This is a genomic window from Exiguobacterium sp. H66 (assembly GCF_018618705.1).
GTDB lineage: Bacteria > Bacillota > Bacilli > Exiguobacteriales > Exiguobacteriaceae > Exiguobacterium_A > Exiguobacterium_A oxidotolerans.
In genome coordinates, this window is the sequence record NZ_JACSMQ010000003.1 from 274,631 (window position 1) to 289,115 (window position 14,485).

A 14,485-nucleotide genomic window follows, 5' to 3' on the forward strand; every position below is an offset into this window, starting at 1 on the left:
ATGAAAGAGATATTAACGAAACTAGCAGCTGCGAAGCATTTACGATACGAAGAGATGCAACAAGCAGCACGACAACTGTTTGAACCGAACGTGACCGATAGCGAAATCGCGGCCTTCCTCGTCGCCTTAAAAGCAAAAGGCGAAACAGCGGATGAACTGGCGGGACTCGCCTCCATCATGCGAGAAGTCGCACTCGACATTCCCGTCACAGGAACGGACTTCATCGACAACTGTGGGACGGGTGGCGATGGCTCACAGTCATTCAACATCAGTACGACAGCCGCCTTCGTTCTCGCAGGTGCAGGCTCGAAAGTCGCCAAGCACGGTAACCGGAGTATCTCGAGTAAAACGGGCAGTGCCGATGTCCTCGAGGCATTAGGTGTTAAACTGGATGAAACACCCGAGCAACTCGCAAACCGACTCGAAGAAAACGGGATTGCGTTCTTATTCGCTCAGCGGATGCACCCGCGTGTCAAACAAATCATGAAGGTCCGGAGCGATTTACGGATCCCGACGATCTTCAACTTGATTGGTCCGTTAACGAACCCGGTCTCTTTAAAAACACAATTGCTCGGGATTTACCGGGAAGATTTACTCGAGACGATGGCGTTGACGTTACACCGTCTCGGACGCAAACGGGCAATCGTCTTACACGGAGCGAATGGAATGGATGAAGCGTCTCTCGCCGGAACGAACCAACTTGTGTTACTCGACGACGGAGAACTGATTCGCTTCAGTCTTCACCCGGAAGAAGTCGGATTGACCGTCGCCCCACTCGAAGCAATCCGTGGCGGGGCGGCACAAGAAAATGCCGACATCTTACTACGTGTCCTTGACGGGGAAGCGGGACCCTACCGGGATACGGTCTTACTCAACGCCGGCATCGCCCTGTTCGCGGAAGGACGGGTCAAAACGATTCGGGAAGGAATCGATTGTGCGATCGTCAGTATCGATTCCGGACAAGCACGAGAAAAACTGCGACAATTGCAACAGACGAAACGACAGGAGGCAATCGGATGAATATTTTAGACCGCATCATTGAAACGAAAAAACGTGAAATAGCTGAACTCAAGGTGTCGGGAGTCAAGCAAATTGAACGGTCACCGTTACACCGTTCGATTCACGAACGACTCGGCCAAGACGACTTGTCGGTCATCGCGGAAATTAAACGGGCATCTCCTTCAAAAGGCGACATCTCGCTCGACGTCGACCCTGTCGCTCAAGCAAAACGGTATGCAGCAAGCGGGGCAACGGTCATCTCGGTTTTGACGGATACGACGTATTTCAAAGGAAGCATGGCGGATCTTGAGGCGGTCGCAAATGCGGTCGATGTGCCCATCCTCTGTAAAGATTTTATGATTGACCGGATTCAAATCGACCTTGCGAAAGCGCATGGAGCGAGCTTAATCCTATTGATCGTCGCGGCACTTGACGAAGCGACACTGGAAGACTTGTATCACTATGCCTACGCAAACGGTCTCGAAGTTTTGGTGGAAGTCCATGATGAAGCGGAACTGAAGCAAGCAGAACAGCTCGGTGCACGGATCATCGGCATCAACAACCGGAACTTAAAAAAGTTCGCTGTCGACTTAGCGACATCGACACGGCTGTTGCAGGCGAAGCGTCCGGGTGTCCGGTATATCAGTGAAAGCGGGATTCAGACGGTCGAGCAGGCACGTCAGCTTCATCAGGACGGGGCAGACGGCATTTTAGTCGGTGAAACGCTGATGCGCGCAGTGGATCCCGCCGCCTTCATCCAAGCAGTCAACGGACCGGTCTATGACACGCATTAAATTTTGCGGGTTACGGCGCGCCGATGATGTGGTGGTCGCGAGCCGACTCGCCGACTACATCGGTTTCGTGTTCGCGCCGAGTAAACGTCAGGTCACGCTTGAAGAGGCCGCCGAATTGCGGCAATTGGTTCCGGCAACGGTCCAAGTCGTCGGTGTGTTCGTCTCGCCGACCTTACAAGAAGTCGAAGCGGCGATTGAAACGGTGGGACTGGATTTGATTCAAATTCACGGTATGGTGGACGAAGCGATTCGTACACAAACGAAAGTTCCGATCATTCAGGCACTCGTCGCGGGCGCCACTTCAATCGATACGGAGGCTGATTACATTCTCTATGACGCGCCACAAGCTGGAAGCGGACAACCGTTCGATTGGTCGACGGATTTAACAAGTACACGACCGATGTTCGTCGCAGGTGGTTTGACACCATCGAACGTCGCAGCAGCGATCGCGCGCTATCAACCGTTCGCAGTTGATGTCTCGAGCGGAATCGAAACGGAGTTTCAAAAAGATCAACAAAAAATGCTGGCATTCGCACATGCCGTAAAGGGGAGATGAGCACGATGGGTTATTCACAACCAGATGCACTTGGTCAGTATGGGGTTTATGGTGGGCGCTACATTCCGGAAACATTGATGCAAGCCGTCCTTGAACTGGAACAGGCCTATGCCGAAGTCAAAGAGGATCCGGCGTTTTATGAACGGATGAACGATCTCTTAAAAAATTACGTCGGGCGTGAGACGCCACTCTACTTCGCGGAACACTTGACGCGGGAAATCGGTGGCGCAAAGATTTACTTGAAACGGGAAGACCTGAACCATACGGGCGCTCATAAAATCAATAATACGATTGGACAAGCTCTACTCGCAGAGCGGATGGGGAAACGGAAAATCGTCGCCGAGACCGGTGCCGGACAACACGGTGTTGCGACGGCGACCGTCTGTGCCTTACTTGATTTAGAATGTGTCATCTTCATGGGGGAAGAGGATGTCCGGCGTCAAGAATTGAACGTCTTCCGGATGGAACTGCTTGGGGCGAAGGTCATCCCGGTCACACAGGGCAGTCGGACCCTGAAGGATGCCGTTAATGAAGCGTTACGTTACTGGGTCAAACATGTTGAGGATACACACTATTTGATGGGATCGGTTCTCGGGCCACATCCGTTCCCGGAACTTGTCCGTGACTTCCAATCCGTCATCGGGAAAGAGACACGGGCGCAAATCCTTGAAAAAGAGGGTGTGTTGCCGGACGCAATCGTCGCTTGTGTCGGTGGCGGGAGTAACGCGATTGGTATGTTCCATCCGTTCATCGATGATGAAACGGTTGCGCTGTACGGAATTGAAGCAGCAGGAGACGGGATTGAGACAGGCAAACACGCAGCGACGATGACGAAAGGGGAAGTCGGTGTCTTACACGGGTCAATGATGTACTTGCTACAGGATGCACACGGTCAAGTCACGGAAGCCCATTCGATTTCAGCAGGGCTCGATTATCCAGGCGTTGGACCGGAACATAGTCTCTTAAAAGACATCGGCCGTGTCCAGTATGAAGCCGTCACGGATCAAGAAGCACTCGATGCGCTCCAGTTGTTATGCCAAAAAGAAGGCATCATTCCGGCGCTCGAAACGGCACATGCCGTCGCCCATGCGACGAAGCTTGCGAAAGACATGTCGGAAGACGAGATTCTCGTCATCTGTTTATCCGGCCGCGGTGATAAAGATGTCATGACGGTCAGATCGGCCTTAAAGGGGGAAGCGTGATGCGATTAGAACAAGCAATCCGAACAGTCAATGACCGTGGTGAAAAAGCATTTATTCCGTATGTCATGGGAGGCGACGGCGGAATCGACCGTCTGCCGGACATTTTGTCATTTCTCGAACGGAGTGGGGCGACCGCAATCGAAGTCGGTGTCCCGTTCTCGGACCCTGTCGCCGACGGTCCGGTCATTCAAGAAGCCGGTCTTCGGGCGCTGGCACACGAAGTCAGCTTACACGACGTCCTCGAAGCGATTCGGGTCGCACGTCAAGAAACGACGGTCCCGATCGTCGTCATGACCTACTTGAATCCGATTTTCCGCTTCGGCATCGATGTATTTCTTGCGACATGTCACGAAGTCGGTGTCGACGGCTTAATCATTCCGGACTTACCACTCGAACAGAGTGCGCAGTTTTTTGCGAAGCATGATAAACAAGACATCGCCCTCGTCCAACTTGTTTCATTGACGAGTCCGATCGAACGGATTCAAAAAATCGCGAATCAAAGTGAAGGCTTCCTTTACGCTGTCACGGTCAATGGGACGACAGGGGGACAGACGACGTTCGGTGAGTCGCTCGAAGCCCATCTCGCAAATGTCGCGGAACTAAGTCCCGTTCCGGTCCTCGCCGGCTTTGGAATCAGTACGCCGGCACACGTCAAACAGTTAGGCGCTTCGGTCGCAGGTGTCATCGTCGGTAGTAAAATCGTTGAATTGTTACAACAAGAAGATAGATCGGCGATTGAGCAATTGATGGCAGCCCGGTTACCCGATCTTCACGTCTGACTAAAAAAGATCTGACTCATCCGTCAGACCCACATCAATCAAATGGCCGATGATTCCACTTTTTACGGAATCATCGGCCATTTTACGTTTCTTCGTAAAAAGCGGTGACGGGCGACCCTGCAGCAAACATCAGCTGAAATCGCACCCTTGACCAATCGTCTTACTTGGCCTCTTTCAAGACTTCGGCGACGAGACCGGAGACATAGGGGCTGCCCCGGTCTTCCTGCTCGACCGATTCAATCATCATCGCGACGAGTAACGTCGGGTCATCGTTGTCATAACCGACGAAAAAGCCATTTTCCTTCCCCTTCGTTTCTCCCGCCTGCTTGAGTTCAGCTGTACCTGTCTTACCGGCAACGGCGACTTCCTGTATGTCGGCAGGTAAGTCATATCCGGCATGGACGACATCATACAAGTCTTTCCGGATCATCGAGGCGTCGTTCTTAGAGATTAAATCCTGTTTCCAGATCTGTTTCGTTTTTTCATCCGCCCGTAACGTCGGCTGATAGATGATTCCGTCCGTCAAAAAGATTTCGTACATCGAAGCGAGGTGGACGATGTTCGTCAACATCTGACCTTGTCCGTACGATGTATCCATTAATTGACCGTCGGATGAAATGGTCCCGTCGTTTGAAATCTGTGAAGCCCGCATCGGATAGGCGAACGGAATTTTTTCACCGTAACCGAGTGCCTCCAGTCCATTCGTAAAGGTGTCGGCTCCGATTTCGAGCGTTGATTGCGCGAAATAAATATTATCCGAGTAGACTAACGCATTGTGTAAATCGACAGGGTCAGGTGTCTCGTGGATGCGGGTGACGTTGAAACCGTCTTTTTTCCACTTTAAGCCGTCAATCGAATAGGCTTTATCGGGATTTAACTTCCCGGCGTTTAGACCGATGGAAGCCGTCAACGGCTTTTGTGTGGATCCGGGTGCAAAGGCACTCGTGAAGCGATTGAGTAACGGTTGATCTTGATCATTCGTCAATGTATCGAGTCGGTCTTGCGAGATGCCGAGTGTGAACTCACTTGGATCAAAACCGGGTGAGCTGACGAGGGTCCGTGTTTCACCGGTTCTTGGATCGATTGCAGTTGCGACACCCGGTTCACCGTTCATCGTCTCGTACGTCGATTGTTGGAGCGCACCATCGATCGTCAGCGTAATGTCTTTCCCGTCTTTGACCTTCGTCTCGGCGACGGTTACCGGTTCGTCCTGGTTCGACTTCACGATTTCGATGCTCGTTCCGGACTGGCCGCGAAGTTCATCATCGAAAACCTGTTCAAGTCCGCGTTTACCAACCTGTTCACCAGCTTGGATTTTATTGTTCGATTGTTCGACGTCTTCAGCGGTCGCCGATCCAACATAGCCGATTAAGTGGGACGTCGCTTCACCGTATGGGTAAGTCCGCACTTCTGTTTCCTTGGCGCTGACCCCTTTAAGTGCCGTCAAGCGCTTAACGGTTGCTTCGTCAGACGGATCAAATGTTTTTAACGGAACGAACTGACCGTCCTTGACCCAAGATGCCGATAGGGCGTCGTCAATCGAAGCCGTCGACCGGTCGAGGAGAGAAGCGACTTTCTTTTTGGTCGTGTCATCCAGCTGGCCAGCTGTCACACCGACTTCAAAGCCTTGACCGGTCGTCGCGAGTGGTTTTTCATTCCGGTCAATTAAATCACCGCGTTTTGCGGTAAGCGTGTTCAATTTGATTTGATCCGCTTGTTCAAAGTCTTCGAACAGGAAGGAAGGATCCCAGTCGACGTACCAATTGTCTGTATCTTTGTTTGTCTCGTAGACGAGCGGGACCTCTTTCTTGAACGATACAGGTCCTGCGACCGTATCGAATTTGACGGTGACAGGCAATAGTTGTTTCTTCTCATCATCTGTGTCGGGTGCTTTTCCCGGAGTAATGGAAATATTTTTGATTTCAAGCGTATCGTTCAATTTTTTCGTTCGTTCGATGAACTGACTTTCACCGTACTCTTTTTGTGTCGTTTGACTGACATAATCGGCATACATCTTGTCATAGTCTTGTTTTTCCCAAAGCTTTGAATAGGAAGCGAGTCGTTCTTCTGCTGTCGGCTGATCTTGACACCCGACAAGAATTCCGATGCTCGCAGCACTTGTTGCGGCAAACAAAAGTGAGCGTGATTTCAAGGTGAATCCCTCCTTAAAAGCATTTATTTAATCACCGTACCATTGTTTTGTCTAACTTTCATCTAAGACATCCTTGACGCACGAGAAACGTAAGGCACAAAAAAACCACTGACGAATTTAAGTCAGTGGTGATTGAGTTAATTGAAGTAGTTTAATGGATTGATACTGCTTGCAGCAGATGACGCACTGTAGACGTATGAACCACGGTGTAGTTCAAAGTGAAGGTGGGCGCCGAAGGCATTTCCGGTTGCACCGACCGTCCCGATTTTTGCTCCTTTTGCAATCGTTTGACCGGCATATACCGAGCGACTGTTCAAGTGAGCGTAGACCGTCGTGTAAGCAAGTCCATTGATTGTGTGCGTCATCATAACGTAATTGCCATAAGCACCGTAATTACGAGACGTGATGACTTTACCGGCAGCAGAAGCATAGACGGGAGTTCCTGTTGCAGCGCCGATATCGATTCCGTTATGGAACGTATAACCGTAAACGCCGCTCGCTGCACCGTATCCTTGTGTGATTGGACCACTTGTCGGTCGCGAAAAGCTACTCGATGCTTTTGTTGCCGTCGTTGTTGTGACTTTATACTTTTTGACATACTTGGAAGCGACATAACGGGAAGAACCTGAGTATGAAATTTTCGTCCATGATCCGGATACACCGAGGTACTTGTATGTTTTTCCTTTATTGACGGTTCCGACTGCTTTATAGGCAGTCGAAGGACCCGTTCGAACACGGAGACCGTCAGCCATTACTTTTACTTTATATGTAGTTGCTGCTTCGACTTTTTCGATGCCTGTCGTAGCGAAGCCTGAAACCATTAGTGCTGTCATTGTCATTGTTGTTAACATACGCTTCATATGTGAGTTCCTCCTAATTGGGAAAAGGCGACGGACGTCAGTAAAACTAAGTCTTTCAATATTGTAAGGTGAAGGTTCTATGTAGTTAAGGTAGAAAATGTTTTCTTGATAGAATGATTATAGCATCGGAAATAAAGGGGAAATATTTCAGTTTTGTTTCAAAGTTATCACTCTATAACATATATTGTAATGGGCATTATTGGGTTTAAAAGAACGTAAGAAACCTCCCGCTGTTTTGAAAACGCGGGAGGTTGCAAGTATTGTTTCAATTAAGATGTAGGAGCGATGACATTTAAATGTTGAGGTAAAACGCGGACCGTGATTGGGAGCTCACCCGCGGTATCTCCATCTGCGTTAATCGAAAGTGTCTCGTCGGACTCGATTTCGACTTCGGTTGTCGTGAAGTACTCGATTTGATCAGCGTTCGATAAGTCACCTGTTAAAAGCTTCGGTAACGCTTGTAAGGCGTCGAAGAACCCTAATTGTTTGACGAGGAAGACATGCAACAAACCGTCATCGACACGTGCATCTTTAGCGAACGACTCGAATCCACCAACGGAATTCGTCAACGAGACGATGAGTAAGGGTGTTTCCCCATCAAACGTCTTTTCCTTTGCTCTTAATATGAGTGGATAGGGGCTGTGATCTTTAAAAGCTTTTAAGCCTTCGATGAAGTAGGCGACTGATCCGAGTGATGTTTTCTGTTCGACACTCACTTCTTCGACGGCATCGGCAATCAGACCGACAGCGATCACGTTCATGAAGTAATGCGAGCCGTACTTACCGATATCAAATGGGCGAATCGGAGCATCTTCGAGAACGCTGATTGCGTCGCGGGCATCCGTCGGAATATGGAGCGCACGTGCTAAATCGTTGACCGTCCCGAGTGGAACGATACCGAGCGTCGGACGGTGGTCTTGTTCTGCGATTCCCGTGATGACTTCATTGACCGTTCCGTCACCGCCCATTGCGACGACGGCATCATAATGCTCGTGCGACGCGGTCCGTGCAAATTCCGTTGCGTCGAGTTCTTTTTCTGTGAACCGGACATCGACCGTCGCAAAGCGCTGGGCGAGTGTTCCTTCTGCAAATTCTGCGTATTTTTTACCTAATTCTTTCCCGGATGACGGGTTAATAATTAACATGGCCTTCGACACATTCAATTCCTCCTTAGTGACTCTCTGTTCCTATTTTCCCAACTGACGACCAAGATAATCCTAGCGCAGCAAAAAAACCTTGGAGGCGATTACACGCGCCTCCAAGGTTTTTAGTAGAAAAGGAATGCTTAACGTCGTGCGACAGGTGGAGCTTCACCAGCAGCTGGACGCGCTTCTTCTTCATCGTCCCAACATTCGGTATTTTCGATACCTAATGCTTTAGCAGAGAAGACAGGATCAAGACCTTGCTTACGTTGGTTCTGGTAGTCATTGATGACTTTGATTGCGACTCCACCTAAGAGCGAGATGGCTGTTAAGTTGATTAATGTCATTCCGGCCATGAAGAGGTCGGCGAAACTCCAAACCATTCCGAGGCTAAGGAGCGATCCGATGAAGACAAATGCCATCGTAGCAATTCGGAAGCCAAAGACAGTTGATTTACTTTTCTTGATGAATTCAATGTTCGTTTCACCGTAGTAGTAGCTACCGACAATTGAACTGAAAGCGAACAAGAAGACACTGATTGCGATAAAGGCTGGTGCGACGGCACCGAGTTGCTCAGAAAGCGCATTTTGTAACATGGCGATACCTTCACCATTACCGGCAGCGTAGCTGTCACTGAGTAAGATGATTGTTGCTGTTGCTGTACAGACGATCAATGTGTCGAGGAAAACACCAAGTGTTTGTAAGAATCCTTGTTTTGCTGGGTGAGAAACTTCAGCAGCAGCAGCAGCGTTCGGCGCAGAACCCATACCGGCTTCATTCGAGAAGAGACCACGTTTAACACCGAGCGAGATCGCAGCACCGACAGATCCACCAACAGCTTGGTCGATCCCGAATGCACTCTTGAAGATCATTGCGAAAACCCCTGGAAGTTCAGTGATGTTCGTGATGACAACGAAGATTGCAGCGATCAAGTAGAGTGACGCCATGATTGGCACGACGATTGCTGAAACTTTCGCAACCCGGTGTACACCACCGAAGATGACGAGGCCTGTAAGAACGACTAAGATACCACCGACGATCATTTTGTCGATTCCAAAGGCGTTATCAAAAGCAGCGGCAATCGTGTTCGATTGAACCGAGTTAAAGATAAGACCAAATGTGACGGCGATTAAGATTGCAAAAATGATTCCGAGGACGCGGTTGTTCAATCCTTTTGCGATGTAGTACGCAGGACCACCGCGGTAAGCGTTATTGCCTGTATCACGTACTTTATAGACTTGAGCAAGCGTACTTTCAATAAGGGCAGTTGCGCCACCGAGGAGGGCGACCATCCACATCCAGAATACCGCTCCAGGTCCACCAAGTGTGACGGCGATCGTAACACCGGCCAAGTTCCCTGTACCGATTCGAGTCGCGGCACCGATGAAGAATGATTGAAGGGATGTAATACTCTGACCTTCATCATCTGTTGTCTTTTCATTTTTATCGAGTGTGACACGGAACATCTCTTTCAAGTAACGGAATTGGATGAACTTCGTTTTGATGGTGAAGTAGATCCCGACTCCGATTAAAGCGGCGATTAAGATATAAGACCATAAGATGTTGTTAGCGAAGTCGACGCCTGATTGTACAGCTTGTTGAAATGCATCCATGTGATAGTTCCTCCCAAAGTGTTTTTGCTGAAAAGTGATAATAGCTATAAGTTGAATTATACGAATTTTCAGACAACTTGCAAGCTTTTTTTCGAAACTTTCTTTTAAAATGTTTAAAATATATTTTTTTGGATTCAGAAAAACAGATCGTCATCAAAGCATTTTTAACATAAAAAGCCACCGCACTTAATGAAGCGAGCGGTGGTGAAATGATGCGCCTTTTGATTAGTGATCGACGGCCAACAATTTTTCATAGAAGACATCAATTTGACTGACGAGCTGTTCACGCGCTGAGAATAATGGCGCAAGGACTTCGTAATCTTCTGTCGTCGCTAGTGACGCATCGAGTAAAGCCACTTCATCCTCTAGCTGTTGAATCTGTTGTTCGAGTTCGTCTGTACTTAAAGGTGGACGTGCCTCAGTTACTGGCGTCTTGGTGGCTCGCTCGATAGGCGCGGGTTCCACTGATTCGATGTTTGTCCGAGCCTGTCGTTTTTCGGTAGCATAGTGGTAAGGACCAGAAAACATTTCCGTCGTGTCATCTAACCAGTACGTTTTCGAAAAAAGTCGATTCAAGAAGTAACGGTCATGCGATACGGCAATCAGCGTTCCGTCAAAGTGCTCGAGTGCTTCTTCAAGCGCCTCGCGGGATTCAATGTCGAGGTGATTCGTCGGTTCGTCCAGAATCAGGACATTAAGCGGCGAATGGACAAGAATCGCGAGCATCAAACGCATTTTTTCTCCGCCGCTTAACGCACTAATCGGTAAGAAGACACGGGGACCGAAAAATAGGAAACGGGCTAACAGGGACCGGGCTGTTCCTTCATCTGTCGAAATGCGTGAGCGGAAGTAATCGATCAGTCGCTCTTCACCCGGCATGTCAACGTGTTGCGATAAAAATCCGACGCGATTTGACGGACCACGCGTAACATGTCCGTTCGTCGGTTCGAGTTGTCCGAGTAAGACACGTAATAACGTCGTTTTCCCACTCCCGTTCGCACCGACGATCCCAATCCGGTCACGCGCCGCGGCTTCGAAGTCAAGCGACGTAAACAACTTGCGGTCGGCAACTGAAAGCTCAACATCCGTCAAGCGGTAAACGACTTGACTGAGTTGCCCGTGCGACGAAAATTGGATATCAGGCGCCGTTTTTTCAAGAAGTGGTCGTTTGAGTCGCTCAATTCGTTCGAGTGCCCGTTCCATCGCTTTTGCTTTTCGGAACAGTTTTTCGCTCGGAGGAGAGGCTTCATTTGCCCACTGGCGTAACCGCCGAATCGCATCCTTCATTTGTTTGATTTTCTTTTGTTGTTCCGTGTAGGCGTGGAACTGTTCGAGGAGCAGGCGTTCTTTCGCGACCGTATACGCCGAATAATTTCCGGGGTAGATCGTCAATTCACCATCTTCTAGTTCCGCAATCCAATTGACACTTGCGTCAAGAAACACGCGGTCATGCGAGACAATCAGGACTGCGCCCGGATAACTGTTTAAAAATTGTTCGAGCCATTCGATGGCTGCGAGGTCGAGGTGATTCGTTGGCTCGTCGAGGATCAACAAGTCCGGTTCCGTCAAAAGCATCCGGCCAAGGCAGATTTTCGTTTGTTCGCCACCACTCAATTGAGAAAAGGGACGTGTCAGCAAGGCATCGAGGTGGAGGCCATTAATCATACGTTGGATTTTTGAATCGAGTAGGTACCCGTCCTGTCGTTCGAATTGTTCGGTCACGCGCGTATAATCGTTCAGCACATCGTCGAGGTGGTCGGCATTTGCCATTTGTTGTTCAAGCTGATGCATCGTCGTCCGTAAGGCGACGACCTGGGCAAATGCGGTCCAGAGAACATCGAGGCCGGTCAATTCTTCTGCGAACTGTGGGATTTGAGCCAAATAACCGATGGAAAGTCCTTTTTTTAGATAAATGGTTCCGCTGTCCGGTGCATCGAGTTGAGCGATTAAGCGCAGTAACGTTGTTTTTCCGGTTCCGTTTCGACCAATCAATCCGATACGGTCAGCTTGTTTAAGGTAGAGCGAGACGTCGGTTAAGACGGATGCTCCTCCGAATTGTTTTGTCAGATGTTGGATGTCGCATATCATGATCAATAACTTCCTTTCATGCGCATCAAAAAAACGGAGAACGCAAATAGCGCTCTCCGTTTACCGTAGAATGTGCGCTTTGCTTTATTTTTCAGATGGATGTTCTAGAAAAAGGGCAGACTGATCCCTTAGAACGCCATTCCATGAAAAATCGCGCGCAACAGATAAAGTTGTTCCATCAACCAATGCTTACACGCAGCAAAACCCATCTTCTACACCACCTTTTCGTTTCGATAAAGCCAGTTTACCATATGTTAAGCTGGACATGATACCGTTTTCAGTTACTTGAACAGTCCGGAAATCGATTTAAAGAAATTACTTAGACCGTCAAACAATTTTGCGAAAAATCCTTTCGTTTCTTCCGAGGTCGCGAATGCTTGAATATCTTGACCGGCACTTTTTAATCCGGTCTCAATTTGTCCCCAGTTCAAGTCTGCTTTCTCCATTTGGCTGAACAATGACGTCAATCGGTCCATTTGGGCGTCTGACAATTGGATGTTGTTATTTTGAATGACTTGGATGATGACATTCTCGATATCGACTTTGGTTTCCGGTTTTTGTTTTGCGATTTCGGCCTTGATTTCATTCATCAGTTCGGCGACTTTGTCCGTCCCGACCGTTTTTCCGACATCGGACGTAACGGCTAGTTCTTGTTGGGCTAAATCTTTTCGTTCATCCGTCAATTTAATACCGGTTTCTGCCGACGTTTGATCATATGCTTTCATGATTCCCGTCAAAGCAGACGTACCGGTGACTTTATAAGGAGAAGTAATCGTGATATCGGCGTCCGTCACACCCGCTGTGACGAGAGCATTCAAATACATGTCCTTTGTGACCCAAGTGATGTTTTCGGTTGCGACCGAGAGACCGTCGCCTTTTTCAGCGAGTTCAATTTTTGCGGAAGAGTACATGTTACCGCCGAGTTGCGATTGGGGAACGTTCTTCCCTAAATATTTTTCCTCATCAGCTGCCGTGGCGATGACGGGCGTGATGCCTTCCGGCGCATTCAATCGGGCGAGCACCCAGGCCTTGTCTTTTGCACCGAGCGATTCACCGAGCGTGATGATCGTTTTATCGACGACTTGTTCTGCTGAAGCAGCAGTCGGGAGAAGTAAGCTTGACGCTAACAGCGTTGTTGTCATGATTTTTGTTGCTTTATTCATAGTAGGAATCCTCCGAGTATAGTAGATAGTATCAGGTACTAATCCTATTGTAAGTGACGTGTTCCTGAACGGAATCGGTCTTGAGGCGGAACGGAACACGCGTCTCCTGCCCCATACAGTATACTAAGTTTTTCCTGAAATACGGACGATTTGACTGAAAAAGTGGTATAATTAAACAAGAATTAAATAATGACCACTAGGGGAGTCGGTAGGCCGACTGAGACGACGAAGACGTTCGGACCCTTTGAACCTGATTAAGTTTGGACTTACGGAGGGAAGTGGCGTGAACATCTCTTTTGTTGTCTCTTCACGTCATGCCCTGTTCGTAGGGTGTGGCGTTTTTTGATTCAACAAAAGGGGGAATTAGGATGAAATTCAGTCAAGAAATTCGGCAAGCCGCAAAAACGTATTGGGACAGCAGCTTTTCCCATCCATTCGTCACTGGCATTGGTGACGGGACGTTACCGCTCGAAAAATTTCGGCATTATGTCATGCAAGATGCGTATTACTTAAAACATTTCGCAAAAATTCAAGCCCGCGCGGCCTCAAAAGCTACAGATTTCGCGACGATTGCAGAGCTTGCGGAACATGCGACGTCGACATATGCGGCTGAGCTGTCGCTCCACCAGTCTTTTTTCGAACCGCTTGCTATCACGGAAGCAGATTTAGCAACGTTCGAACCGGCACCGACTGCTTATGCCTATGTCTCGCATATGCATCATGCGAGTGAGGGGACGCTTGGTGAGACGATTGCAGCGATATTACCCTGTTACTGGCTCTATTATGAGGTCGGACAACAACTGTTGACGAAATCACCTGCGTCACCGATCTATCAGCAGTGGATTGCAACATACAGTTCAGAATGGTTCGAACGGGTCGTCTTTGAACAAGTCGACCGTCTCGATGCATTGGCGGCGCAAGCGACTGAAGCAGAACGAGAACGGATGAAACAACATTTTGTCAAAAGCTGTTATTACGAATTACTCTTCTGGGAAATGGGCTGGACGGAAGAAACGTTTGATCGTGTTTTTACAGGAGTTACGCGTCAAGCAAAAGTAACGAAACGGTAAGCACAGCTTTAGCCGCTGCCGATCAGCGCGATCAGACGGCAGACCGCAGACCGCACAAAACCTGAGC

Annotated in this window: 12 protein-coding genes and 1 riboswitch; of the genes, 6 read left to right on the top strand and 6 right to left on the bottom strand. The window is 48.9% G+C overall.

Annotated features, from left to right (window positions below; all coding sequences use genetic code 11):
* The 5 genes from trpD to trpA are packed head-to-tail and all read left to right on the top strand — an operon-like array spanning position 1 to position 4,330.
* Positions 1–1,020 carry an anthranilate phosphoribosyltransferase gene (gene trpD / locus KNP88_RS07375; protein WP_214893075.1) on the top strand — a complete coding sequence of 340 codons (1,020 nt, stop codon included), beginning with the start codon at positions 1–3 and terminating at the stop codon, positions 1,018–1,020.
* On the top strand, positions 1,017–1,793 hold the full coding sequence (trpC, locus tag KNP88_RS07380; protein ID WP_214893076.1) for an indole-3-glycerol phosphate synthase TrpC: 777 nt from the start codon (positions 1,017–1,019) through the stop codon (positions 1,791–1,793). Before trpD ends, trpC begins: the two co-directional genes overlap by 4 nt.
* Positions 1,780–2,349 carry a phosphoribosylanthranilate isomerase gene (locus KNP88_RS07385; protein ID WP_214893077.1) on the top strand — a complete coding sequence of 190 codons (570 nt, stop codon included), beginning with the start codon at positions 1,780–1,782 and terminating at the stop codon, positions 2,347–2,349. The genes trpC and KNP88_RS07385 overlap by 14 nt, the downstream gene beginning before the upstream one ends.
* A 5-nt stretch (positions 2,350–2,354) precedes the next feature.
* Positions 2,355–3,551, top strand: coding sequence for a tryptophan synthase subunit beta (gene trpB, locus KNP88_RS07390; RefSeq protein ID WP_214893078.1), 1,197 nt, complete (start codon positions 2,355–2,357; stop codon positions 3,549–3,551).
* Complete coding sequence (gene trpA, locus KNP88_RS07395) at positions 3,551–4,330, top strand: tryptophan synthase subunit alpha (RefSeq protein ID WP_214893079.1); 780 nt, start codon at positions 3,551–3,553, stop codon at positions 4,328–4,330. The genes trpB and trpA overlap by 1 nt, the downstream gene beginning before the upstream one ends.
* A 160-nt stretch (positions 4,331–4,490) precedes the next feature.
* Here the strand turns inward: trpA and KNP88_RS07400 are convergent, their stop codons facing one another.
* The 6 genes from KNP88_RS07400 to KNP88_RS07425 all read right to left on the bottom strand — a co-directional run bounded on the left by KNP88_RS07400 (position 4,491) and on the right by KNP88_RS07425 (position 13,348).
* Positions 4,491–6,482 carry a penicillin-binding transpeptidase domain-containing protein gene (locus tag KNP88_RS07400; protein ID WP_214893080.1) on the bottom strand — a complete coding sequence of 664 codons (1,992 nt, stop codon included), beginning with the start codon at positions 6,480–6,482 and terminating at the stop codon, positions 4,491–4,493.
* A 137-nt stretch (positions 6,483–6,619) separates the two neighbouring features.
* Positions 6,620–7,342, bottom strand: a complete 723-nt coding sequence (locus KNP88_RS07405; protein ID WP_159172680.1) for a M23 family metallopeptidase — start codon at positions 7,340–7,342, stop codon at positions 6,620–6,622.
* 269 nt (positions 7,343–7,611) lie between these two features.
* Positions 7,612–8,499, bottom strand: coding sequence for a diacylglycerol/lipid kinase family protein (locus KNP88_RS07410; protein WP_159172679.1), 888 nt, complete (start codon positions 8,497–8,499; stop codon positions 7,612–7,614).
* A 128-nt stretch (positions 8,500–8,627) separates the two neighbouring features.
* Entirely contained in the window at positions 8,628–10,097 is a 1,470-nt protein-coding gene (locus KNP88_RS07415; protein WP_029333096.1) for an alanine/glycine:cation symporter family protein, read from the bottom strand.
* Between the two features lie 225 nt (positions 10,098–10,322).
* Complete coding sequence (gene abc-f, locus KNP88_RS07420) at positions 10,323–12,185, bottom strand: ribosomal protection-like ABC-F family protein (protein ID WP_251137159.1); 1,863 nt, start codon at positions 12,183–12,185, stop codon at positions 10,323–10,325.
* A 281-nt stretch (positions 12,186–12,466) separates the two neighbouring features.
* The gene (locus tag KNP88_RS07425; RefSeq protein ID WP_159172678.1) at positions 12,467–13,348 is read right to left on the bottom strand and encodes a DUF1002 domain-containing protein; all 882 of its coding nucleotides are present in this window, start codon (positions 13,346–13,348) and stop codon (positions 12,467–12,469) included.
* Positions 13,349–13,536: 188 nt separating this feature from the next.
* Positions 13,537–13,642, top strand: a riboswitch (TPP riboswitch).
* 74 nt (positions 13,643–13,716) lie between these two features.
* On the opposite strand from KNP88_RS07425, the gene tenA reads away from it, so the two are divergent.
* Positions 13,717–14,418 (top strand): thiaminase II, encoded by a 702-nt coding sequence (gene tenA, locus KNP88_RS07430; RefSeq protein WP_214893082.1) that lies wholly within the window; start codon positions 13,717–13,719, stop codon positions 14,416–14,418.
* Positions 14,419–14,485: the final 67 nt, after the last annotated feature.

Coding starts and splice junctions, on each gene's coding strand:
- KNP88_RS07405 (WP_159172680.1), bottom strand. CDS start 7,342: ATGAAGCGTATGTTAACAACAATGACAATGACAGCACTAATGGTTTCA.
- KNP88_RS07425 (WP_159172678.1), bottom strand. CDS start 13,348: ATGAATAAAGCAACAAAAATCATGACAACAACGCTGTTAGCGTCAAGC.
- trpC (WP_214893076.1), top strand. CDS start 1,017: ATGAATATTTTAGACCGCATCATTGAAACGAAAAAACGTGAAATAGCT.
- trpB (WP_214893078.1), top strand. CDS start 2,355: ATGGGTTATTCACAACCAGATGCACTTGGTCAGTATGGGGTTTATGGT.
- tenA (WP_214893082.1), top strand. CDS start 13,717: ATGAAATTCAGTCAAGAAATTCGGCAAGCCGCAAAAACGTATTGGGAC.
- KNP88_RS07385 (WP_214893077.1), top strand. CDS start 1,780: ATGACACGCATTAAATTTTGCGGGTTACGGCGCGCCGATGATGTGGTG.
- abc-f (WP_251137159.1), bottom strand. CDS start 12,185: ATGATATGCGACATCCAACATCTGACAAAACAATTCGGAGGAGCATCC.
- KNP88_RS07415 (WP_029333096.1), bottom strand. CDS start 10,097: ATGGATGCATTTCAACAAGCTGTACAATCAGGCGTCGACTTCGCTAAC.
- trpA (WP_214893079.1), top strand. CDS start 3,551: ATGCGATTAGAACAAGCAATCCGAACAGTCAATGACCGTGGTGAAAAA.
- trpD (WP_214893075.1), top strand. CDS start 1: ATGAAAGAGATATTAACGAAACTAGCAGCTGCGAAGCATTTACGATAC.